Raw genomic sequence first — 22,910 nt, 5'->3', positions numbered from 1 at the left:
ACTTTAAGCTGAAAGCCACATTGTATAAATCATGAAGAGGATACCCAAGATGATCAATCCTCCAAAAATCCATTTCACTACTTTGTCTGCTTTTGCAGCCTGTTTTTTCTGGTAAGCTTCATGCTTAGCTCTTCTTAAATCTTTATTTCCACCCATAGTTATATATTTTTTAGGTTATTATTGTTCTTCATCATTCGTAGGGAACTCCATCAGGTATGCCTTGATGAAATCATCTATCTTACCATCCATCACGCCATCAACATCCGATGTCTGATAGTTGGTACGATGATCTTTCACACGACGGTCGTCGAAGACATAACTTCTAATCTGGCTTCCCCACTCTATCTTCTTCTTGCCGGCCTCAATCTTAGCCTTAGCTTCCAGACGCTTCTTCATGGCGCGGTCGTAGAGTTGACTCTTCAAGAGCAACAGAGCCTTGGCACGGTTCTTTGGCTGGTCACGGGTCTCGGTATTCTCGATGAGGATTTCTTCTTCCTCACCTGTATCAGGGTCGGTATACCAATAACGCAGACGGACACCGGATTCAACCTTATTCACATTCTGACCACCGGCACCACTCGAACGGAAGGTATCCCAGGAAAGTTTGGCTGGGTCAACATACACCTCGATGGTATCATCTACCAGCGGAGTTACGAAGACACTGGCGAAACTGGTCATTCGCTTGCCCTGGGCATTGAAAGGAGAAACACGCACCAGACGGTGCACACCGTTCTCGCTCTTCAGATAACCATAAGCGTACTCGCCGCCCTCGATGGTCATGGTAACGCTCTTGATACCAGCCTCATCACCTTCCTGCATATCGGTGATGGTTACCTTGTAGCCATGAGCCTCAGCCCAGCGCATATACATACGCATCAGCATCTGCGCCCAGTCCTGGCTCTCGGTACCACCGGCACCGGAATTGATCTTGAGTACGCAGTCCATCGGATCTTCCTTCTGGCGAAGCATGTTCTTCAACTCCAGGTCTTCGATGGCTTTGATTGCCTTGGCATAATCGGCATCCACCTCTTCCTCGGTTACCATTTCATCTTTATAGAAGTCGAACGCCAGCTTCAACTCATCGGCATAAAGACGTACAGTCTTATAACCGTCGAGCCACTTCTGGATACCTTTCACCTTCTTCATCTGCTCCTGAGCATACTTCGGGTCTTCCCAAAAGTCAGGAGCCTGGGTACGGAGCTGCTCCTCTTCAAATTCTACTTTCTTCTGGTCTATATTGAGATAGTGATGCAGAGCGTCAGCTCTGTCCATCACATCTTTCAACTGGTCAGCTGTAATCATTAACTTTGAACTTTGAATTTTGAACTTTGAACTTTATGTTTACTTTGAACTTCATCTTTATCCCCTCCAACTATATGATAAGAGTCATCATCATAAAGAGTTATCATAAAGTTCAAAGTTCAAAATCCAAAGTTCAAAGTAAAACCATTACTCCTCATACATCTTGTCAATCTCCGCCTTATAGTTCTTGTTGATGATAGGGCGGCGAATCTTCAAGGTATTGGTCAACTCGCCCGACTCCATTGAGAAGTGGTGAGCCAGGAGAGTGATGCGTTTGATCTGCTCATAATAAGCCAGATGCTGCTGGAGAATCTGAATACGGTCCATCAACATCTTCTGCACCTTTTCGTTGGCACACAAATCTTCACGGCAGGTGAAGGCGATATGATGCTCACGTGCCCAGTCCTCCACGAGACGGAACTCTGGAACGACGAGGGCAGAAACGAACTTGCGCTGGTCGGCAATAACAGCCACCTGATCGATAAACTTATCTACCAGGAGCAACGATTCTACCTGCTGCGGAGCGATATATTTACCATTCGATGTCTTGAACAGGTCCTTGATACGCTCGGTGAGATAAAGCTCGCCATCCTTCAAGTAGCCGGCATCACCGGTATGGAAGAATCCATCCTTGTCGAATGCCTTCGCATTGGTGGTATCACGATGATAATATCCCGGAGTGATGGTAGGACCTTTGAGGAGCACCTCATTATCCTCACCTATCTTTACCTGAATGCAGGAGATCGGACGACCCACCGAACCCAGACTGCGTTTCTTGTCGAGATGATCGCAAGATACGGTGGCAAGGCTCTCGGTCAAACCATAACCCACCACCATATTGATACCGATGGCATGTACAAATTCCTCTACTTCCGGACTTACATAAGCACCCGCTGTAGGGAAGATATTCGGTTTTTCCAAGCCCAACTGCTTGCGAACCATGCTCAGGACAGTCTTGTTGATAATTCTATATTCCAACTCCAGAGCCAAAGGAGGACGCTTGCAGTTGGCAATATACTCGATGTTACGTTTCTTACCTACCGCCAAGGCATGGTAGAAGAGCTTCTTCTGGATAGGACCGGCATCATCCATCTTAGCCTTTACAGCGATATAAACCTTCTCCCAAAAACGTGGCACACTACACATACAGGTAGGATGCATCTCTCGCATACTCTCCTGAATTTCATGAGGATAAGTATTGATGATGAGTTCGGCACCTTCGCTCAAGCAGAGATATGCCCATCCACGCTCAAAGATATGGGTGAATGGAAGGAAATCAATGACACGGTCCTTTTCGGTAACAGGAATGCACTCATTGTTTGCCTTCAAAGCAGCATAATACTGGCTATAGGTCAGCATCACGCCCTTGCTATCTCCAGTTGTTCCACTGGTATAGAGGATATTAGCCAAGTCATCCATACTTGCCTGCTTGTAGAGTTCCTCTACCTCCGTCTGACGAGGGAGATTCTCTCCCAGCTTCAGGAAGTCCTTGAAATAGAGGGCTGCCGGGTCGTGGGTACTGATGCGCACGCTTGAATCGAAGATGATGATACGTTCCAGAGATGGACAGAGGGCAAAGATACGATGAGCCTTGTCATACTGCTCCTGTTCGCCAACAAAGAGGAAGCGAATCTGCGCATCATTGATCATATATTGAATCTGCTGCTCGCTGCTGTTGGCATAGAAAGGCACAGAGGTAACTCTGATACCGTACGCACCGAAGTCGGTGTACAGATAATGCACACAGTTCTGCGAGAAGACAGCGATTTTGTCAAGAGGTTTAGCCCCAAGATTCAGGAGGGCGTTGCTCACTTGTTTCACTCTTAGCGAGAAGAGATTAAATGAAACCGTTTGCCACTGGTCACTACCAAACTTTCTGAAGGTAAGCGCTGGCTTATCTCCCCATTTCTTAGCTAGGTCGTGAATCAGTACCGAAAGATGACTATTAATTTGCATAAGCTTATATTTATATTCTGATGCAAAGATAATAGAATTTGTTAAGAACACAAAATAAAAAGATATTTTTTCCACTTTATCTGCTCTTTTTTTCGTATCTTTGCAGAAAAAAAGCTGCACTCGACAATTTGAAAGTAAACTTTCATTGTCCTCGTTTGCATTTTTTTTGCAGAAAAAAACAAAAAATAGGGAGATTATGATGCTACAAGAAGAATATGTAAGCGATGCCGTGGATTTGCTGAAAAAGCTCATCGCCACCCCATCTGTAAGCAGAAACGAGAAGGAGGCTGCCGACATCATGGAGCAGACCATCCGCAAATATGGTTTCGAACCTCATCGTGAGGCGAACAACATCTGGATTATCGACCCTCATTACGATGAGAGCCGACCTACCCTGCTGCTCAACGCTCACATCGATACCGTGAAGCCTGTGGCTTCATGGACACGCAACCCGTTTTCACCGGATGTAGAAGATGGTGTACTTTACGGCTTGGGCAGCAACGATTGCGGCGGCGGACTCTGTTCGCTCCTCCAGATATTCAGAATGCTGACCGCAAAGCCTCAGCAGTATAATCTTATCTATCTGGCATCCGCCGAAGAAGAGGTGTCGGGAAAGGATGGCATTACCCGTGCCCTGCCTTTGCTTCCGCATATCGACCTTGCCATCGTAGGTGAACCTACCGGCATGAACCCGGCTGTTGCCGAAAAGGGACTGATGGTACTGGATGTGATTGCTCACGGAAAGAGCGGTCATGCTGCCCGCAACGAGGGAGTAAACGCTATCTACGAGGCATTGGATGATATGCGATGGATTCGTGACTATAAGTTTGAGAAGGTAAGCGAATTCCTGGGACCTACCAAGATGACGCTTACCGTAGTGAATGCCGGAACCCAGCATAATGTGATTCCGGATAAGTGTACGATGCTTGTGGATATCCGCACCAACGAGTTTTACGACAACGAGGAGGTTTACGAGTTTATCTGCCAGCACCTGAAGAGCGAGGTAAAGGCCCACAGTTTCCGCCTGAAGTCATCCCGTATCGACCCGGCGCATCCTCTTATCAGGAAATGTGTAGCGATGGGCATGAAGCCATTCGGCAGTCCTACCCTCAGCGACCAGGCTCTGATGCACTTCCCTTCGTTCAAACTGGGTCCTGGCGAGTCTTCCCGTTCCCATTCAGCCGATGAATTTATCAAAATAAGCGAGATTCGCGATGCCATTTCAAAATACGAAACCCTCTTAGATGGAGCAACCATCTAAGAGGGTTTCCTCTTTATAAAGCTTCCCCTTAAGAAGTAATCAATTCTCAAAAGGGTAAACTTTTTCTTTATCTTCCCAACCAAGCCTCAGGATTGAGCTTGGCAGTCTCCTTGCGAAGCTGGAACTGGAGGATATTGTCAGAACCCACGGCACCCAATGCCTGACGGGTACTTACCTTCTGACCCTTATGAACGCTGACCGATTTCAGGTTACAATATACCGAGATGTAGGCACCATGACGGACCAGTACATTCCACATGCCACCGTATCCGAATACGGCACTCACCTCACCATCGTAGATGCTGCGAGCCACACAACCCGGCTTGCCCTGAATGTTGATACCCTTATTGTCGAGCGTTACGCCCTTCAAACCCTGTACATTATACTGTCCGAAGTGGCTGACGATGCGATAACCGCCGCTGATAGGCATTGGCAGACGACCACGGTTTGCCTCGAATCCGCCACTCAGCATACGGTCTACCGAACTCAAGGTAGCCGCCTCCTGCGCCTCCTTCTTGGCAGCAGCAATCTCACGAGCCTGGCGCTCCTCGTCCGCCTTAGCCTTCAACTCAGCAGCCCTTCGTTCAGCTTCAGCCTTTCTTGCCGCCTGTTCAGCAGCAGCCTGACGTGCAGCCTGTTCTGCTGCAGCACGCTGGGCAGCCTCGGCAGCAGCACGCGCCTTAGCCTGCGCCTTGGCCTTAGCCTTCGCTTCAGCCTGAGCAGCCGCTTCTTCCTGAGCCTTTCTTGCAGCCTCAGCAGCCAGCCTTGCCTCTTCGGCAGCCTTTCTTCTTGCCGCCTCGGCAGCAGCTTCACGAGCCTTCGCCTCAGCAATACGACGTGCATTCTCTCTTGCAGCAGCCTCGGCAGCAGCCTTCTTACGCGCCAATTCCTCAGCACGTTTCTTGGCGGCAGCAGCTGCAGCAGCCTTCTTCTTAGCCTCGGCAGCAGCACGGGCACGAGCCTTGGCTACTTCCTGGGCAATCAAGCGGTCAATCTGGGCATTGATTGCCGCATCCTTCTGACGCTGGTCAGCAATGACAGCCTGAATGGTCTTCTGCTGCTTCTGCAGTCCGTGTACCATCTCCTGCTGTTGGGTCTGCTTGCCTTCGAGTGCAGTCTTCTCCTGCTTGCCCTTATATAATAAGGTGTTCTTGTGTCCCTTTACGTTTTGCAGCTGCACATGCTTCTCGTTCACCTGCTTCTGCTTTGCCTTTACAGCCTCGCCCTGCACCTTCTGATAGGAAGAATACTGGCGGATGAAGGAAAGTCGGCGATACATCTGGGTAAGATTTTTGGCACTGAAGATGAACATCAGCTTGTCCTGTACCGTATGATGACGGCTCATATATCTCATGGAGCGGATATACTTGTTCTTTCTGTCCTGCAACTGCTGCTGAAGGGTTTTCAGCTGCGCCTGCAGGATACCGATATTTCCGTCGATATGATGAATATCCTTCTGGATGCCATCAATCTTCTTCTGACTCTGGTCTATCTCACCGTTCAATATCATCAGGTCTTCCAGTCGCTTCTTCACATCTGCCTGATTCCTGCGGAGTGCCTGTTCCTGCTCCCTGATTTTCTTCTGGATAGACGCACGCTGTCCCTGCAATCCTCGGATAGAAGCATTGCTGTAGGTAGCCGCCTTGCGTTCTGCCCTTGTAGGGGCAGAATGCTTCACCGGTCTTTTATTTCTGTGCTGAGGCTTGGCAGCCACTGCGGTCTTTCTTACCAGTCGCTTCTTCTGCACCTGTTTCTGGGCATAGGGAGCCAGCGAGAAAACCAGAGCCATCATTAATAATAGGATACGTTTCATCAGATACTCATAATTTTGCGAAGTGCTTCTTCAGGCGAAACCTGCTTGTATTTCTTTGAAATTTCGGTCTGAGTACTCCAGTTACTATCTGTCTTCACCTCGTTGAGATTGAGGATAAGTTTCATTTCCTGCTTCTTCTGGGTTGCAGTAGTCATAAACGACATCACCTGTGTTGCCGGAAACATCTTCACGCCCACACTCTTGAACTTGCTGTAGTCTACATGCAGACGGGATGTGCCATGCTGCGAGCTCTGATAGTTGACATCAGCCGATGTGATGCGCCCGTTCTCGCGGCTGGTATTCCAGGCATAGGTCATATAGCCATTCTTGACGGTTACCGGAACCTCGTTGCCGGCAGCATTCAGGTTGACGTCAAACTTCTTGAGGTTTGACTTGGTCACCTCCTTTTCGCCCGGCAGAATCAGCTGATTCCAGAACAACGCCTGCAAGGTATAGAACGAGATGCCCTGCTTCTTCAGGAAATCCACCTGCGTATAGTCTGCCTTGACATACTGCTTGTGATAACGGTCCAGAATCAACACATAATCAGGAGCAAACTCGAGACGCCCCAACTCACTGCCCAGGAAAGGCATGAAGATCTGGATACGCACCAGCTGGTCCTTGCGCATGCTCAACTTGGCAGGAACGCTCACTTCCTTGTCTCCCATCAGGATAGTGAAATCCATCTTGCCCACAATATCCTTGGCGTAGACCTGATTATCCGAAACCATCTGCAGGAAAGCACGCTGGCTGAAGCTTTCACCCTGCTCGTCTGCCTTGACAGATGTCTGTTGCTTGCCGGCATCAACCTTGCCGGTTCCCTGTACCTGTCTGCTGGTTCCGCAAGCAGCCATCAGCATCATGGCAGCTCCGGCACCCATCAACATCCATTTATTCTTTTTCATCTCTTTCTACCTTTCTTAATGATTTTCTTCGTTACCGATTCCTTCTTTGCCGGTCTGTTACGACGCAGCAGTTCATCCTCGGTAATATATTGTCTATTGTTTATTTTCCATTTCAGGACGGCATTCTGTCCATCGCCGTCCAGCGCCTGCTTCCAGTATTTCATGGCGTCATCTATCATTCCGTTCATGGCATAGATGTCGCCGGCATGTTCCAATATCGTACTGTTATTCTCGGTAGAATCGCAGTTCTTGAGAGCAGCATCGATATAAGTCTTGGCATCGGCATAGCGCTCTTCCTTGAACAGGATCCATGCATAGGTATCCAGATAAGTGCCGTTGTTAGGTTCCGCCTTCACGGTCTTATAGCTCATCGATTCTGCCTTATGCAGGTCGATGCCTTCCTCGCTCATGTAATAAGCATAGTTGTTCAGCGCCATCACATTGTCATCCTTCCATTGCAGACAGGAGTCGTAAGCCGCATAAGCCGCCTGCTTGTCCTTCTTCTTGTAAAGGATGTCGCCCATGACGGCATAGAGATCAGAAACCAGGTCAGGAGAAGCATCGGCTCTTACCTGTGCCACGCCCTGACGGAATTCATGGAGCGCCGCATCCTCATCATTTTTCTGATAATGCGCCATTCCACCGAAGTAATAGAACACCATTTCTTCCGGATTATACGCATGAGCCGCCTTGCTCTGGGCGATTACCGATGTATAATCTTTCTGATTCCAGAGCAGCTGCACCAGCTGCAGTCTGGCATTGACATTGTCCGGTGCGATGGCAAGCACCTTCTCGTAAGCCTTGCCGATGATGCTGTCCGGCATCTTCTTCAGACTCATATAGGCAGCACGCATTTCTGCTACATCAGCCGATGGCTGCGGCACATCGAGCACCTTGTCGAAGAGCGCCACCACCTGGGTGGAATCGCCACCATGGGTCTCATTGTCCTGGATAAACGAACGGAACATCATCACCTTGGTTTCCAGATCCGTCTTCGGACTGAGCAGTATTTTATCCAGCATCTGATGAGCCTGGTCTTCCTGCTGGGTTGCCTTGTAATAGTCGTAGAGCGACATCTGGGCATAGGAATTCTCCGGCTCCTCCTTCAGCACATCCGTAAACATCTTGAAGGCTTCCTTCTGGCGGTGATGCTGCATGAGCCAGTTGCCCAGCATCGTCTTGTAAACCATGTCGAGCGGATGGGCATCTACCAGCGACTTCAATTCCTTATAGGCAGCCTTCTTGTCGTCCATCATTTCGTAGATGCGCATCTTGGAAAGCGTATACTGCTCGCTCTCACCCTCCTCGGTTTCCAGACGCGAAATGGTCTTCAGCATCATCGGGAAGTTCTTCTGCTGCTGATACAGCTGCACCAGGATATGCAGGGCATCGGTATTGCCATGATTGCGGGCATAGAGGTCTTCGTAGGCATCTATCGCCTTGTCATACTGCTGCTTGCCGATATAATGCTGGGCAAGATTCTCGGCATAGGTCTGGTTTTCCGGAGCCAGCTGTATTGCCTTCTCCATATAGTGAAGGGCGAGCGAATCTTGCTTCAGTTGAGAGTGATACATCGAGAGATAGAAGTATGTCTCTGCGGCATTCGGATCTATCTGTCGGGCATGCTCAAAGAGGTCCATCGCAGCAGAATAGTTGTTGGCTGCATGTTGCCTTCCCGCTTCCAGGAAGAAGTATTCAAAACGCTTGCGGTCGTTAGGACTGAGCGAGTCCTTCACCGCTACCGCCTGCTGCGCCACGTGTTTCACTTTTACCTTACGGGCCATAGACGGCAAAGCCGCAGAGCCTATCAGCCCCACGACCATCCAGATAGCAGTATTTCTCAAACTGAATTTCACGATTCGATTCCTTTCTTTTTATTTTACTCCCGTATGACCATAGCCACCAGCGCCTCTCTCTGTCTCGTCGAGTTCTTCTACCTCGATGAAGTCGCATTGTTCATGCTTGGCAAGCACCATTTGTGCAATGCGCTCGCCGTCATTGATGACGAAGTCCTGCTGTGAGAAGTTGATGAGCAGCACCATGATTTCGCCTCTATAGTCGGCATCGATGGTACCCGGCGTATTGAGCACGGTAATGCCATGCTTCAGTGCCAGTCCGCTGCGAGGTCTTATCTGCGCTTCATAACCAGCCGGCAATGCCATGAAAAGCCCCGTAGGAACGAGTCTACGCTCCATAGGATGAAGCACGATAGCCTCATCGATATTAGCACGCAAATCCATGCCCGCACTCTGAGGTGTGGCAAACGCAGGGAGAGGCTGATGCCCCTTATTGATAATCTGTACTTTCAGCATATTTTTCTATTTTTCTGCAAAAATACTGCTTTTTAGGCGAATAATCGCATTTTATAAGTAAAAATGATATAATTTATCTATTTTTATTTTGAATTATGCGCAGATTCCTGTATTTTTGCGCTACAGAACGATAAATGTGCAATATTAAAATATAAGAATCAACGGATTATGGAATGGAAACAACTCATTTCAAACAAGCGTTTCGGACAGGAACACAAGCATGCAGAGCGCCACGATGACCGCTCTGAATTCAAGCGCGATTACGACCGTCTCATATTCTCTTCGGCATTCCGCCGGTTGCAGAACAAGACGCAGGTCTTCCCTCTTCCGGGCAGCATCTTCGTCCACAACCGCCTCACCCACAGTCTGGAGGTGGCTAGTGTGGGCATGTCGATAGGTAACGACATATCCCGACGGGTCATCCAGAAACAGCCTGACCTGAAGGATACGCTCGTAGAAGAGATAGGAACCATCGTAAGTGCAGCCTGTCTGGCTCATGATCTGGGCAATCCTCCTTTCGGTCATTCCGGCGAGAAAGCCATCCAGACTTTCTTCAGCGAAGGACCGGGACTGAAGATAAAATCAATGGTTTCATCGGAGTTCTGGGATGACATCACGCATTTCGAAGGTAACGCAAATGCCTTCAGAATCCTGACCCACCGTTTCAAGGGACGCCGTCAGGGTGGCTTCGTGATGACCTATTCCATGCTTGCATCCATCGTGAAATATCCGTTTGCCAGCAGTCTTGCCGGGAATCACGGAAAATTCGGCTTTTTTGCTTCCGAAGCGGAATCTTACAGGAAAATTGCCGATGAATTGGGCATTTCCTGCAAGTCTGCACCGGGTGAGCCCCTCAAATACGCCCGACATCCACTTGTTTATATGGTAGAAGCTGCCGATGACATCTGCTACGAAATCATGGACATCGAAGACTCCCACAAGCTCAAGATTCTTTCCTATGCTGAGACGGAGCACCTGCTGCTGAGTTTCTTCGATGAAGATATCCAGCAGAAGATACGCCAGCGAATCATCGACGAAGAACTGACTGACGAAAACGAGAAAGTGGTTTACATGAGAGCCAGCGTTATCGGAAAACTGGAAAACGAATGTGTGGCAGCCTTCCTGGCTCACGAGGAGGAAATCCTAGCCGGAACATTCGAAGGTAGTCTCATCGACCGCATTTCCGAGCGCCAGAAAAAGGCATACAAGGAATGCGAGAAGATCTCCTACTCTAAGATTTACCAAAGCAAGCCGGTGCTCGACATCGAACTTTCGGGTTATCAAATCATGGCTACCCTGATGGAGGTTTTCGTCGAAGCAGCCGTCAACCCGTCCCGTTTCTATTCCAAGCAGCTCCTGCGCCGGGTAAGCAGTCAGTACGACATAGAGAACGAGAATCTGGAAGAGAGAATCATGGCTGTATTGGATTACATCAGCGGCATGACAGACATCTATGCCTTAGATATCTATCAGAAGATAAACGGCATCAGCCTGCCTATCGTATAAGGAGCTAGTACAGGTAGGCGTGCACAGAGAAAAGTTTATCTTACTATGGCAAATTATTGCCCCTTGGCGGGCAACTTTTTGCCGTAACCAGACACAAAAAGATACGTCGGGAGAAAGTTTTTGACAGGTCTACCACAACCGTTTGCAGGCTGTATTCCTGCTGCTGTAAGAGTTGTTTCTGCTGGTATAAAACCTACTTTCGTTTTTACTCTTCACTCTTCACCAAATCGGCTGAAACCCCTATAAACACTGGGGGTGTGGGCGGTGAAGAGTGGTGGTTCACTCTTCACCACTCTTCACCACTCTTCACTTATCGCGAGGTTCAGCTATCATTTATTCCAAGATCTGGTCTTCATTGATGACAGGGCCTGGTCTTCATTGATGACAAAGCCTAGTCTTCATTGATGACGGAACCATTGCCTCTCTGATATTCTTTCCTCTAAAATAATATGGGTGAAGAGTGGTGAAGAGTGAGTCTCCACTCTTCACCGCTATAACTACCTAACTAATAGACCGTTAAACCACATCTGTGAAGAGTGAAGAGTAAAATACTATTCTTTTTCCTTGTAGAAAATCTTGTTGGCACCGCTTGTAATCTTCAGCGCCTCAGGATGTTCCTCAATAAAGCTGTTGATGTGGCGGATACGCTTCTCCTCCAGAATTTCATCCACGGCAATGAGAATGCCCGTCTCCTCTACATCGCCGAAGCCATAATTGATGGCTGTACCAAAGAGCTTCATGGTAGGACTGAGGTTCATGTAGGCATTTACCAGAGGAGGAATATTGAAACCGAGCTGGCGAATCTCATGATTCAGAATGCGATAGTCAGCACGGAAATCATCTTCCGTAAAGATGGCAGCAAGCTCACTCTCAGGAGTCTCCAACTTCAATGGCTTCATCGGAATGACGAGGTTTTCCTTGTCATCGAAGTGCTTCTTCAGGAAATAGAGAATCATGTCGCGGCCACGACGGATGTAAGATGGATACATCGTCATCTTGCCGAAGAAATACTTCACTTCCGGATAGAGAACCGTCAAGGCGCCCAAACCATCCCACAGATTATCAAGGGCAAAGATGCTCTTGGTGTTGGTGCGCACATTCTGATATTCCAATGATACAAACGAACGGCCCAACTCTACCGTATAAGGCATGTATTCCTTCAGGAACTTGTCTGAGAAATGGAACATGTGACTGGTGGCTAGCTTAGGCTGGCCCTTCTCGTCGAGCTGCCAGTCTTTGCCCAGGAGATAACGGTAACCACCGATAATCTCATCAGCCTCCGGATTCCAAACGATGAGCTGCTTGTAGCAGTTGTCACCAAAATCGAATTCATCAAGGTCCATCGACTTACCAGTACCACCTCCCGCTTCACGGAAAGCGATTTCACGCAAACGTCCAATCTCTTTCAAGACATTAGGCGAATCATTGGCTGTCACAATGTAAATCTCATTGTGGCTCTTGTTTGTCATTCGAAGTTGCTTTTCGGGAGTCAGTTCGCTCTTAAGCAGCTCCTTATCAATCGGTTGGATGATTTCTTCTTCCATACTACTCTTCTCTATATATTCTATATAATTACGATATGATTTCTACAATTTTCTACTTGATACTACTAACTTTACAGTTTATAAACACTATCCTTCACATACTGCGCCCACTCGGTAGCCGACTTGCTGTGGTCGAAAGTCTGCCATGGAATCGGCTTGCCAATCGCAATACGGAAATGCTTGCCCACGTTCTTATACATCTCGTCTACCAAGAAGAGCATGGCGAGATTGAACGGCAGATGCTTGTCGCTGAAACGGGCTATGCGATAGAATCGCTCAGAGTTGCGCCCGCCAAAGTGGATAGGCACAACATCACGATGATACTCCACACTCTTGGAGATGAACGTCTTTTTCCAAGGCAGGTCACGGATGGTTCCGTCTTCCTGCTTGCGGCTGTTCAAGCCGGCAGGGAACATCAGCATGTGGCAATCGCTCTGGAAACCAGCCTCTACCATGCGAGGGAAGTCGCGGCTCTGTCGGCCGGTCTTGTTGATTCCGATGCTGACAGGCTTCAAGCCAGGGAGATTGAGCAGGAGGTCGTTGACCAGGTAACGGAACTTGCCGTCATAATGCTGTCCGATGATGGAACCGAGACATACTCCGTCCTGTCCTCCCAACGGATGATTGGAAACGAAGGTATAGAGCTTGCCGTCATTCTTGTCGGGCAAGTTTTCCTGTCCCACGATTTCCACATCCATCTTCAGATAACGTACGCATTCGGTGAGCCATTCCGTTCCCGAAAGGTTACGACTTTCCCACAAGAACTTGTTGACCTCGTCCTCGTGAACAATCTTCTTGAGCCAGGAAACGAGGAATCGCGGAACGTATTTTGCCTTGCTTCCCATCTTGCTCTTCAGTATCTTATCTATGTCTATCGTTTTCTCTATAGAAATGCTCATGTCAAGTAAACTTATATAAGTAGGTGCAAAAATAACTCAACTTTTTCAAATACGTGCCATTTTTTACGAAAATTTATCAAAAACAAGCAAATTTGCTACTTTTTCGGTTCCTAAGGAGAGAAATCCGGGCATTTTCAGCCGTTTTCATACATCCAACCAGGATTCATCCCGAGAAGGCGAAATTTGACTAAAAGCAAGTTTTTTATCCCCTTTAATAAAATTTGTAGGTTAAAATAGAGTGAATGTGGGGAATTTTGTGTACCTTTGAACCCGATTTTACATTAAATATGTACATGTGCGTAATAAATAAGGAAATATGATAAAGACAGCAGAAACATACCACGTACCAGTGCTCCTCAAGGAGAGCGTTGACGGGTTGAATATTCAACCTGGCGGAATCTATGTAGACGTAACCTTCGGCGGAGGCGGACACTCCCGTGAAATCCTATCGCGACTCAGCGAGGGAGCCCATCTCTACAGCTTCGACCAAGATGCCGATGCGGAGCGCAACGTGGTAGCCAACCCCAACTTCACCTTCGTATGTTCCAACTTCAGATATCTGAAGAACTGGATGCGCTATTATGGAGTAGACGGGCTGGACGGACTCCTGGCAGACCTCGGCGTGTCAAGCCACCACTTCGATGACGAGAGCCGTGGTTTCTCTTTCCGCTTCGATTCCCCTTTAGACATGCGCATGAACAAGCGTGCCGGCAAAACTGCTGCCGACATCGTCAACGAATATGACGAAGCAGCCCTTGCCGACCTCTTCTATCTCTACGGAGAGCTGAAGAATGCACGCCGCATCGCAGCTGCCCTGGTCAAGGCAAGAGCAGCACAGAAGATAGAAACCACGAAAGACTTCATGGCTGCCGTGGAACCGCTCTTCAAGAGAGAGCGTGAAAAGAAAGACATGGCTAAGCTCTTCCAGGCACTACGCATCGAGGTGAACCACGAAATGGACGCCCTGAAGGAAATGCTACGTTCTGCTACCGAACTGCTGAAACCAGGCGGAAGACTCTCTGTCATCACCTATCACTCGCTGGAAGACCGCATCGTGAAGAACATGATGAAGGCAGGAAACCCGGAGGGCAAGGTGGAACAGGACTTCTTCGGAAGAATAGAAACCCCTTTCAAACTCATCAACAACAAGGTGATCATACCTGACGATGAGGAGCAGGAAAGAAACCCAAGAAGCAGAAGTGCCAAACTAAGAATAGCAGAAAAGAAATGAATAACGAAGTAAACAAGGATATAGAACAGAAAGCAGACAATGCCAAGGTAGAAGAACCGCAGGAGTCACTCAAGGAGGCGATAGCAAAGCAGGCCATCGAAGAGGAGGTTTCCGGCTCTTCCAACTTCACGCTGCGCAAGATTCTGGGTGGCGACATCCTGACCACTCAGATTATCCGCCGGCAGATATGGCTCGTCATACTCGTCGTGTTCTTCATCATCATCTATATCTCTAACCGATATAGCATCCAGAATGATATCATCGAGTTAGACAAACTACAGACAGAGTTGCAGGAGACCAAGTATAAAGCCTTGTCAGCCAGCAGCCAGATAACAGAGAAAAGCCGCGAGAGCAACGTACTCGACATGTTGAAGACCAACAAGGACAGCACCTTGCACATTGCGACCCAACCTCCATACATTATTAACGTTCCAGAAGAATGAGTAAATTCGACCATAAGAAAGTAATGCCCCGCTTCAGCGCCATCGCCATCGTGATGTCACTCCTGGCGCTGGCTGTCATCGCCAAGTCATTCTACATCATGACTGCCAAGCGCGACTACTGGCTGAAGGTGGCTGAGCGACAGAAGAAAGACTCAGTGACCGTGAAGCCAAACCGAGGCAACATATTAAGCTGCACCGGGCAGCTGATGGCAAGTTCACTGCCTGAATTCAAGGTATTCATGGACTTCAAGGCCCTGAAGATTGCCAACAACGACTCTCTTTGGGATGCCAAGCAGGACTCCATCTGCCTCTGTCTCCACAAAATCTTTCCGGAGAGAAGCATCGAGGAGTTCAAGCGTAACCTCACGGAAGGACGTGCCAAGGAAAGCCGACACTGGGCGGTATACGACAAGCGTGTAGACTACAATACATTCACAGAGATTAAAGCCATTCCTGTTTTTCGCCTGAAATCCAACAAGGGAGGCTTCCACTGGGAAGAATTCAATGCCCGAACACGTACCTACGGCTCTTTAGCCGGACGTACCATCGGTGCCATGTTTGGCGCCAAGGATACGGCGAGATTCGGACTGGAGTTGTCGTATGACTCCATCCTCCGCGGAACCAACGGCATCGTACACCGCCGAAAGGTGCGCGACAAGTTCCTGAACATCACCGATACGCCTCCTATCGACGGAGCTGATATCGTGACAACCATCGACGTGAGCATGCAGGACCTGGCAGAACGCTCGCTGATAGAAGAATTGAAAGAAATCAATGCCAACGTGGGTGTAGCCATCGTGATGGATGTGCCTACGGGCGACATCAAGGCCATCGTAAACATGGAGAAATGTTTCGACGGCGAATATCGAGAGATACACAACCATGCCGTGAGCGACCTGCTGGAACCGGGTTCGGTGTTCAAGCCTGCCTCTATCCTCGTGGCACTTGACGACGGAGTGGTTGACACTACATACCGTGTAGAGACGGCAGGAGGTGTCTGGCCGATGTACGGCAGAGACATGAAGGACCACAACTGGCGCAAGGGCGGATATGGAATGCTGACCCTGGCACAGACCCTGTGGTACAGTTCCAACATCGGTGTGAGCCGCATCATAGACGATCATTACAGGAACAACCCGGAGAAATTCGTGAAGGGAATCTATCGCACGGGTCTGCATGACGACCTGAAGATACCACTGGTGGGAGCAACTTCGGCGAGAATCAGAATGCCGCACAAGAACAGTCACGGACAATACGACAACTGGGCGAAGACCTCTTTGCCTTGGATGAGTATCGGATATGAGACACAGGTGCCACCTATCTCTACCCTCACCTTCTACAACACCATCGCCAACAATGGCAAGATGATGCGTCCACGATTTGTGAGCAAGGTAGTAAAGAACGGAGAAACCATCATGGAATTTCCACCGGAGGTGATGCGCCCGCAGATAGCCAAGGAGAAAAGCATCAAGGAACTGCAGACTATCCTGGAGCAGGTCGTAAGCGTGGGTCTCGGAAGAAAGGCAGGATCGCCAAACTTCAAGGTAGCCGGCAAGACAGGTACGGCACAGGTTTCAAAGGGAGCCGGAGGTTATAAGGCTGGAGGAACCAACTATCTGGTAAGTTTCGCAGGATATTTCCCTGCCGACAATCCTCGCTACAGCTGCATCGTCTGCATCCAGAAATCAGGTCTTCCAGCATCAGGAGGCAGCATGAGCGGTAAGGTGTTCCACGACATTGCCGAAGGTATCATGGCACAGAGCCTGAAACTCGACGTGAAAGATGCCAAAGACTCAGCATCCGTATTCGTACCAGACGTAAAGGACGGCAACATCCTGGCAGCCGACTATGTCCTGACCCATCTGGGCATCAAGACCAACGTAAACTGGTCGGGCAGTTATGCCAACGGCAATCCTATATGGGGAAGAACCGAACACGCAGGCAGCCGGAGCATACGAATGATCAAAGAAAAGCAATATAGCAAAAGAGCGGTACCAGACGTAAGCGACATGGGAGCCAGAGATGCCATCTTCATGATGGAAAGCCGAGGCATCAAGACCAAGATATATGGTAGAGGCAAGGTCGTCAAACAAACTCTTGCGCCAGGATTGCCAGTGAAGAAAGGCATGGTTTGCGCCATTTATCTGGAATAAAGAAACATGGGAACATGGCTGCACCATCAGGGTGCGGCTCTGCTCTATTATATATAATAAGGTGTAATAAAACAAAAAACATTATATGAAGTTACAAGAATTGCTCAAAAACATCCAGCCGGTTCAGATTATCGGCGATGCAGAAGTAGAGGTGTCGGGCATTAACATCGACTCTCGAAAGATTAAGGAAGGTCACCTGTTTGTTGCCATGAAGGGTACACAGGTAGATGGACACAAGTTTATTCCTAAGGCGATAGAGCTCGGTGCCAAGTCGGTATTGTGCGAGGATATGCCTGAGGACAAGACAGAGGGCGTAACTTACATTCAGGTAGAATCTACCGAAGACGCTGTAGGAAAAGTGGCTACTCTCTTCTATGGCGACCCATCGAGAAAGCTGAAATTGGTTGGCGTTACTGGTACCAATGGAAAAACCACCATCGCCACCTTATTATATAATATGTTCCGCAAGTTCGGTCATAAATGTGGCTTGCTCTCTACCGTATGCAACTACATCGAAGACGAAGCTATCCCTGCTGACCATACTACTCCAGACCCTATCGAGCTGAACATGCTCCTGGGCAAGATGGTAGAGGCAGGCTGCGAATATGCGTTCATGGAATGCTCATCCCACGCCATCGCTCAGAAGCGTATCGGTGGTCTGCAGTTTGCCGGTGGTCTGTTCACCAACCTGACCCGTGACCATCTGGACTATCACAAGACATTCGAGAACTACCGCAATGCCAAGAAGGCATTCTTCGACGGTCTGCCTAAGACTGCCTTCGCCATCACCAATGCGGACGACAAGAACGGCATGATCATGGTGCAGAACACCAAGGCTACCGTGAAGACCTACTCTACCCGCTCCATGGCAGACTTCAAGGCAAGAATCCTGGAGTGCCACTTCGGCGGCATGTATCTGGAGATAGACGGCAGAGAAGTTGGCGTACAGTTTATCGGTAAGTTCAACGTGAGCAACCTGCTCGCCGTTTACGGTGCAGCCATCATGCTCGGCAAGAAGCCAGAGGATGTACTCGTAGTGATGAGCACCCTCCACAGCGTGAACGGACGTCTGGAGCCTATCCAGTCACCAGAAGGCTATACAACCATCGTTGACTATGCCCATACACCAGATGCACTAGAGAACGTATTGAACGCCATCCACGAGGTACTCGACGGCAAGGGCGGCGAAGTAATCACCGTATGCGGTGCCGGTGGAAACCGTGACAAGGGCAAGCGCCCATTGATGGCACAGGAGGCTGTAAAGCAGAGCGATAAGGTAATCATCACCAGCGACAACCCACGTTTCGAAGAGCCACAGGACATCATCAACGACATGCTTGCCGGACTCAATGCCCAGCAGATGAAGAAGGTAATCAGCATCGTAGACCGCAAGGAAGCCATCCGCACAGCCTGCATGATGGCAAAGAAGGGCGACGTAATCCTCGTTGCCGGCAAGGGACATGAAGACTATCAGGAGATTAAGGGCGTGAAGCACCACTTTGATGACAAGGAAGTGATTCGCGAAATCTTCGGTATCAACAAGTAGTAACATCATCAATTAGAAAAAAAGAAAAGAACAATGTTATACTATCTTTTTAGATTTCTGGAACAGTGGGGCATCTCAGGTTCTCACATGTGGGGTTACATCTCGTTCCGTGCCCTGCTCGCACTGATATTGTCACTGGTTATTTCTGCCTGGTTCGGAGAGAAATTCATCAAGTATCTCAAAAGCAAGCAAATCACAGAGACTCAACGCGACGCCAGCATCGACCCGTTCGGCGTAAAGAAAATCGGCGTACCTTCCATGGGTGGCGTCATCATCATCCTGGCCATTCTCGTACCGGTATTGCTGCTCGGAAGATTGCGCAACATCTACCTTATCCTGATGATTATCACCACTGTATGGCTCGGTTTCCTCGGTGGCATGGACGACTTCATCAAGATTTTCAAGCGTGACAAGGAGGGCTTGAAGGGTAAATATAAGATTGTAGGCCAGATAGGTATCGGACTCATCGTGGGTCTGGTGCTCTGGTCTTCACCGGATGTAAAGATGAACGAGAACCTCGCCATCGAGCAACAAGGACAGGAAACGGTGGTAAAGCATCGTACGGAAGCAAGAAAATCGCTGAAGACCACCATTCCATTCGTCAAGGGACACAACCTGGACTATTCCAGCATCACCAGTTTCTGCGGTAAGTACAAGGTAGCAGCAGGCTGGATTCTCTTCGTCATCATGACCATCTTCGTAGTGACCGCAGTTTCAAACGGTGCCAACCTCAACGATGGTATGGACGGAATGTGCGCCGGCAACTCTGCCATCATAGGTGTGGCACTAGGCATACTTGCGTATGTGTCTTCGCACATCGAGTTTGCCGCCTACCTCAACATCATGTATATCCCTGGTTCTGAGGAACTGGTGGTATTCTTCTGCGCCTTCATCGGAGCCCTCATCGGCTTCCTCTGGTACAATGCCTACCCAGCTCAGGTTTTCATGGGCGATACCGGTTCATTGACCATCGGCGGTATCATCGCCGTGGGTGCCATCATCATCCACAAGGAGCTGATGTTGCCTATTCTCTGCGGTATCTTCTTCGTAGAAAGCCTCAGCGTAATGATGCAGGTTTATTACTACAAGCTGGGTAAGCGCAAGGGCATCAAGCAGCGCATCTTCAAGCGCACTCCTATCCATGACAACTTCCGTACGCAGGACAGCCAGCTGGACCCTGAGTGCAAGTACCTGTGGAAGAAGCCTCGCAACTGCTACCACGAGTCGAAAATTACCATCCGTTTCTGGATTGTGACCATCATCCTGGCGGCATTGACCATCATCACATTGAAGATTAGATAATACACGGGCTCTTATCAGCCTGAACAGATAAAAACAAAAACAATGAGTAAAATTGTAATTTTAGGAGCTGGCGAGAGCGGAGCAGGTGCTGCCGTGCTGGCCAAGAAAGAGGGATTTGAAGTCTTTGTATCTGATATGTCGAAGATCAAGGACAACTACAAGAAGTTGATGGACGACCACAATATCGAGTGGGAAGAGGGTCATCACACTGAAGAGAAAATCTTAGATGCCGATGAGGTCATCAAGAGTCCGGGTATTCCTAAGGAAGCACCTATGATTCAGAAACTGATGGCGAAAGGCACTCCTATCATCAGCGAAATAGAGTTTGCCGGTCGTTATACCGACGCCAAGATGATCTGCATCACCGGCAGCAACGGCAAGACTACCACAACTTCTCTGATATATCACATCATCAAGTCGGCTGGCTATGATGTAGGCTTGGCTGGCAACATTGGAAAGAGTCTGGCACTTCAGGTGGCAGAGACTCCTCACAAGTATTATGTCATCGAGCTGAGCAGTTTCCAGCTCGACAACATGTATGAGTTCCGTGCCAACGTGGCTATCCTGCTCAACATCACTCCAGACCATCTGGACCGCTATGAGTTCAAGATGCAGAACTATACCGATGCCAAGATGCGCATCACACAGAACCAGACAGAGGAAGACAGCTTCATCTTCTGGAACGACGACCCTATCGTTACTAAGGAGTTGGCTAAGTACAACCTCAAGTCACACCTCTGCCCATTCTCTGAGTTCAAGGAGGAGGGTTGCGTGGGCTACATCGAAGACGGCAAGTACAAGCTCAACTTCCCATCAACCTTCGAAATGCCACAGGCTGACATGAGCCTCCGCGGCAAGCACAACATCTACAACAGTCTGGCTGCTGGTCTGGCTTGCAACATCGTGGGCATCGACCATGAAACCCTGCACAAGGGGCTCAGTGACTTCCCTGGCGTAGAGCATCGTCTGGAGAAGGTGGGCAAGTTCCAGGGCGTCTACTATGTGAACGACTCAAAGGCAACCAACGTGGATGCCTGCTGGTATGCACTGGAGAGCATGACCACCCCTACCATCCTCATCATCGGTGGTAAGGACAAGGGAAATGATTACAACCAGATCAAGGACCTGGTGAAGGAGAAATGCACAGGTATCGTATACCTGGGAGCTGACAACCAGAAGTTGCACGACAACTTCGATGCACTCGGCATCCCAGTCCGCGACACCCACAGCATGAAAGACTGCGTGGCAGCCTGCCAGGAACTGGCAAAGCCAGGCGATACCGTATTGCTCAGCCCATGCTGCGCCAGCTTCGACCTGTTCAAGAACATGGAAGACCGTGGCGAGCAGTTCAAGGCATTGGCAAGAGCTATCGGAGAATAACTTTTTATTTTGCAGGAATTTAGAGATAGGACAATTAGGAAATGAACAATAAAACCATAGGCAACATATTCAAGGGAGACAAGGTTATCTGGATGATATTCTTCTTCCTTTGCATGATAAGTATCATAGAGGTATATTCTGCCTCCAGCTCTTTGACATATAAGACCGGCAACTATATGGCACCTGTCATCAGACATATAGGTCTGCTGGGACTCGGCTTGCTTACCATGATATGTATGCTCAAGGTGAAGTGTAAGTTCTTCAAGATTGTGACGCCGTTCATGCTAGGCCTATCCTTCATCTTACTCCTCTGGGTGCTCGTGGCAGGTCAGTCTACCAACGGTGCTTCCAGATGGATAAGTCTGGCAGGTATCAATTTCCAGCCATCAGAGATAGCCAAAGGAGCCGTCGTCCTAGCCGTAGCACAGATTCTGAGTGCAATGCAGACAGAACATGGAGCCGAAAAAAGAGCGTTCAAATACATTCTGATTGTCTCCGGTATTTTCGTCACTCTCATCGGACTGGAAAACCTCTCTACCGCCATGCTGCTATGTTTCACCATCTTATGCATGATGATCATAGGCAGAGTACCAATGCGGCAGATAGGCAAGCTGGTGGGAACTGCACTTATAGCCATCTGTATTATCTTTGCCAGCATCATGATAGTAGGTAAAGACAAGGGCGATACGGCTAAGCCGGAAAATTCTCTTACAGAGAAGGTTGTGCAAGACGAAAAGGAAGAAACGGGCGTAGTAGACAAGCTGTTCCATAGAGCCGACACCTGGAAGGCACGTATCGATAAATGGACAAGTTCCAAAACGATTGCACCGGAGGATGTAGACCTGGACAAGGATGCTCAGGTGGCACATGCCAACATCGCCATCGCCTCTTCCAACATCGCAGGAAACGGACCGGGCAACTCTGTAGAACGAGATTTTCTATCGCAAGCCTACTCTGACTTCATCTATGCCATCATCATCGAAGAAATGGGTATAGAAGGAGCCATCTTCGTGGCTCTGCTCTATATCTTCCTACTGTTCAGAGCAGGAAGAATAGCAAACAGATGCGAGAATAATTTCCCGGCATTCCTATGCATGGGACTGGCGATATTGCTGGTAATACAGGCTTTGTTCAACATGCTTGTAGCAGTGGGGCTTGCACCGGTAACCGGACAGCCTCTGCCACTTATCAGCCGAGGTGGAACATCCACCGTTATCAACTGTCTATATCTTGGCATCATTCTGAGCATCAGCCGTACTGCAAAAAAGAAAGAAGGGGCTCAAAACATGCCAAATTCTGACAAAATAGCTGTTGCATAAAAAAAAGTATAATTAATTAAGCAAAAAATGCCATTAAA

At 48.8% G+C, this 22,910-nt stretch carries 18 protein-coding genes; 9 read left to right on the top strand and 9 right to left on the bottom strand.

Annotated features, from left to right (window positions below; genetic code table 11):
* Nucleotides 1–3: 3 nt before the first annotated feature.
* The 3 genes from F7D73_RS16055 to F7D73_RS09420 all read right to left on the bottom strand — a co-directional run bounded on the left by F7D73_RS16055 (nucleotide 4) and on the right by F7D73_RS09420 (nucleotide 3,258).
* Complete coding sequence (locus tag F7D73_RS16055; protein WP_194256887.1) at nucleotides 4–156, bottom strand: hypothetical protein; 153 nt, start codon at nucleotides 154–156, stop codon at nucleotides 4–6.
* 21 nt (nucleotides 157–177) lie between these two features.
* On the bottom strand, nucleotides 178–1,302 hold the full coding sequence (prfB, locus tag F7D73_RS09425) for a peptide chain release factor 2 (RefSeq protein ID WP_153124182.1): 1,125 nt from the start codon (nucleotides 1,300–1,302) through the stop codon (nucleotides 178–180).
* A gap of 147 nt (nucleotides 1,303–1,449) precedes the next feature.
* Nucleotides 1,450–3,258, bottom strand: coding sequence for an AMP-dependent synthetase/ligase (locus tag F7D73_RS09420; protein WP_153124181.1), 1,809 nt, complete (start codon nucleotides 3,256–3,258; stop codon nucleotides 1,450–1,452).
* A gap of 196 nt (nucleotides 3,259–3,454) precedes the next feature.
* Here F7D73_RS09420 and F7D73_RS09415 point away from each other — a divergent pair, with 196 nt between their 5' ends.
* Nucleotides 3,455–4,519 carry a M20 family metallo-hydrolase gene (locus tag F7D73_RS09415; protein WP_153124180.1) on the top strand — a complete coding sequence of 355 codons (1,065 nt, stop codon included), beginning with the start codon at nucleotides 3,455–3,457 and terminating at the stop codon, nucleotides 4,517–4,519.
* Nucleotides 4,520–4,586: 67 nt separating this feature from the next.
* Here F7D73_RS09415 and F7D73_RS09410 read toward each other — a convergent pair whose 3' ends face one another.
* Genes F7D73_RS09410 through dut form a run of 4 tightly spaced genes read right to left on the bottom strand, consistent with a single transcriptional unit; the run spans nucleotide 4,587 to nucleotide 9,549 of the window.
* Nucleotides 4,587–6,332 (bottom strand): murein hydrolase activator EnvC family protein, encoded by a 1,746-nt coding sequence (locus F7D73_RS09410; protein ID WP_153124178.1) that lies wholly within the window; start codon nucleotides 6,330–6,332, stop codon nucleotides 4,587–4,589.
* Nucleotides 6,332–7,237: a DUF4292 domain-containing protein gene (locus tag F7D73_RS09405; protein WP_153124176.1), complete on the bottom strand. Its 906-nt coding sequence runs from the start codon at nucleotides 7,235–7,237 to the stop codon at nucleotides 6,332–6,334. Before F7D73_RS09405 ends, F7D73_RS09410 begins: the two co-directional genes overlap by 1 nt.
* On the bottom strand, nucleotides 7,234–9,093 hold the full coding sequence (locus F7D73_RS09400; RefSeq protein ID WP_367383711.1) for a tetratricopeptide repeat protein: 1,860 nt from the start codon (nucleotides 9,091–9,093) through the stop codon (nucleotides 7,234–7,236). The genes F7D73_RS09405 and F7D73_RS09400 overlap by 4 nt, the downstream gene beginning before the upstream one ends.
* Nucleotides 9,094–9,111: 18 nt before the next feature.
* A complete protein-coding gene (gene dut / locus F7D73_RS09395) occupies nucleotides 9,112–9,549 on the bottom strand; it encodes a dUTP diphosphatase (protein ID WP_089544075.1) in 438 nt (145 codons plus the stop codon).
* 168 nt (nucleotides 9,550–9,717) lie between these two features.
* On the opposite strand from dut, the gene F7D73_RS09390 reads away from it, so the two are divergent.
* Nucleotides 9,718–11,055, top strand: a complete 1,338-nt coding sequence (locus tag F7D73_RS09390; protein WP_153124175.1) for a deoxyguanosinetriphosphate triphosphohydrolase — start codon at nucleotides 9,718–9,720, stop codon at nucleotides 11,053–11,055.
* Between the two features lie 551 nt (nucleotides 11,056–11,606).
* Here the strand turns inward: F7D73_RS09390 and F7D73_RS09385 are convergent.
* Both F7D73_RS09385 and F7D73_RS09380 read right to left on the bottom strand, forming a co-directional pair.
* The gene (locus F7D73_RS09385) at nucleotides 11,607–12,599 is read right to left on the bottom strand and encodes a GNAT family N-acetyltransferase (RefSeq protein ID WP_153124173.1); all 993 of its coding nucleotides are present in this window, start codon (nucleotides 12,597–12,599) and stop codon (nucleotides 11,607–11,609) included.
* 71 nt (nucleotides 12,600–12,670) lie between these two features.
* The gene (locus tag F7D73_RS09380; protein ID WP_153124171.1) at nucleotides 12,671–13,498 is read right to left on the bottom strand and encodes a glycerol acyltransferase; all 828 of its coding nucleotides are present in this window, start codon (nucleotides 13,496–13,498) and stop codon (nucleotides 12,671–12,673) included.
* Nucleotides 13,499–13,814: 316 nt separating this feature from the next.
* Between F7D73_RS09380 and rsmH the strand changes: the two genes are divergently transcribed.
* The 7 genes from rsmH to F7D73_RS09345 all read left to right on the top strand — a co-directional run bounded on the left by rsmH (nucleotide 13,815) and on the right by F7D73_RS09345 (nucleotide 22,872).
* On the top strand, nucleotides 13,815–14,729 hold the full coding sequence (gene rsmH / locus F7D73_RS09375; RefSeq protein WP_153124169.1) for a 16S rRNA (cytosine(1402)-N(4))-methyltransferase RsmH: 915 nt from the start codon (nucleotides 13,815–13,817) through the stop codon (nucleotides 14,727–14,729).
* Complete coding sequence (locus F7D73_RS09370) at nucleotides 14,726–15,172, top strand: FtsL-like putative cell division protein (RefSeq protein ID WP_153124167.1); 447 nt, start codon at nucleotides 14,726–14,728, stop codon at nucleotides 15,170–15,172. Before rsmH ends, F7D73_RS09370 begins: the two co-directional genes overlap by 4 nt.
* Nucleotides 15,169–17,325, top strand: a complete 2,157-nt coding sequence (locus F7D73_RS09365; RefSeq protein WP_153124165.1) for a penicillin-binding protein — start codon at nucleotides 15,169–15,171, stop codon at nucleotides 17,323–17,325. The genes F7D73_RS09370 and F7D73_RS09365 overlap by 4 nt, the downstream gene beginning before the upstream one ends.
* 85 nt (nucleotides 17,326–17,410) lie before the next feature.
* Nucleotides 17,411–18,871: a UDP-N-acetylmuramoyl-L-alanyl-D-glutamate--2,6-diaminopimelate ligase gene (locus F7D73_RS09360; RefSeq protein ID WP_153124163.1), complete on the top strand. Its 1,461-nt coding sequence runs from the start codon at nucleotides 17,411–17,413 to the stop codon at nucleotides 18,869–18,871.
* Nucleotides 18,872–18,904: 33 nt separating this feature from the next.
* A complete protein-coding gene (gene mraY / locus F7D73_RS09355; RefSeq protein ID WP_153124161.1) occupies nucleotides 18,905–20,173 on the top strand; it encodes a phospho-N-acetylmuramoyl-pentapeptide-transferase in 1,269 nt (422 codons plus the stop codon).
* A 42-nt stretch (nucleotides 20,174–20,215) separates the two neighbouring features.
* Entirely contained in the window at nucleotides 20,216–21,553 is a 1,338-nt protein-coding gene (gene murD, locus F7D73_RS09350; RefSeq protein ID WP_153124160.1) for a UDP-N-acetylmuramoyl-L-alanine--D-glutamate ligase, read from the top strand.
* 41 nt (nucleotides 21,554–21,594) lie between these two features.
* Nucleotides 21,595–22,872, top strand: coding sequence for an FtsW/RodA/SpoVE family cell cycle protein (locus F7D73_RS09345; protein ID WP_153124158.1), 1,278 nt, complete (start codon nucleotides 21,595–21,597; stop codon nucleotides 22,870–22,872).
* Nucleotides 22,873–22,910 lie beyond the last annotated feature (38 nt).

It is taken from the genome of Segatella copri, assembly GCF_009494395.1.
Lineage (GTDB): Bacteria > Bacteroidota > Bacteroidia > Bacteroidales > Bacteroidaceae > Prevotella.
This window is presented reverse-complemented; position numbering and strand designations above follow the sequence as displayed.

Bases quoted from the DNA above. Each gene is read 5' to 3' on its own strand.
- F7D73_RS16055 (WP_194256887.1), bottom strand. From the start codon at position 156: ATGGGTGGAAATAAAGATTTAAGAAGAGCTAAGCATGAAGCTTACCAG.
- prfB (WP_153124182.1), bottom strand. From the start codon at position 1,302: ATGATTACAGCTGACCAGTTGAAAGATGTGATGGACAGAGCTGACGCT.
- F7D73_RS09420 (WP_153124181.1), bottom strand. From the start codon at position 3,258: ATGCAAATTAATAGTCATCTTTCGGTACTGATTCACGACCTAGCTAAG.
- F7D73_RS09415 (WP_153124180.1), top strand. From the start codon at position 3,455: ATGATGCTACAAGAAGAATATGTAAGCGATGCCGTGGATTTGCTGAAA.
- F7D73_RS09410 (WP_153124178.1), bottom strand. From the start codon at position 6,332: ATGAAACGTATCCTATTATTAATGATGGCTCTGGTTTTCTCGCTGGCT.
- F7D73_RS09405 (WP_153124176.1), bottom strand. From the start codon at position 7,237: ATGAAAAAGAATAAATGGATGTTGATGGGTGCCGGAGCTGCCATGATG.
- dut (WP_089544075.1), bottom strand. From the start codon at position 9,549: ATGCTGAAAGTACAGATTATCAATAAGGGGCATCAGCCTCTCCCTGCG.
- F7D73_RS09390 (WP_153124175.1), top strand. From the start codon at position 9,718: ATGGAATGGAAACAACTCATTTCAAACAAGCGTTTCGGACAGGAACAC.
- F7D73_RS09385 (WP_153124173.1), bottom strand. From the start codon at position 12,599: ATGGAAGAAGAAATCATCCAACCGATTGATAAGGAGCTGCTTAAGAGC.
- F7D73_RS09380 (WP_153124171.1), bottom strand. From the start codon at position 13,498: ATGAGCATTTCTATAGAGAAAACGATAGACATAGATAAGATACTGAAG.
- rsmH (WP_153124169.1), top strand. From the start codon at position 13,815: ATGATAAAGACAGCAGAAACATACCACGTACCAGTGCTCCTCAAGGAG.
- F7D73_RS09370 (WP_153124167.1), top strand. From the start codon at position 14,726: ATGAATAACGAAGTAAACAAGGATATAGAACAGAAAGCAGACAATGCC.
- F7D73_RS09365 (WP_153124165.1), top strand. From the start codon at position 15,169: ATGAGTAAATTCGACCATAAGAAAGTAATGCCCCGCTTCAGCGCCATC.
- F7D73_RS09360 (WP_153124163.1), top strand. From the start codon at position 17,411: ATGAAGTTACAAGAATTGCTCAAAAACATCCAGCCGGTTCAGATTATC.
- mraY (WP_153124161.1), top strand. From the start codon at position 18,905: ATGTTATACTATCTTTTTAGATTTCTGGAACAGTGGGGCATCTCAGGT.
- murD (WP_153124160.1), top strand. From the start codon at position 20,216: ATGAGTAAAATTGTAATTTTAGGAGCTGGCGAGAGCGGAGCAGGTGCT.
- F7D73_RS09345 (WP_153124158.1), top strand. From the start codon at position 21,595: ATGAACAATAAAACCATAGGCAACATATTCAAGGGAGACAAGGTTATC.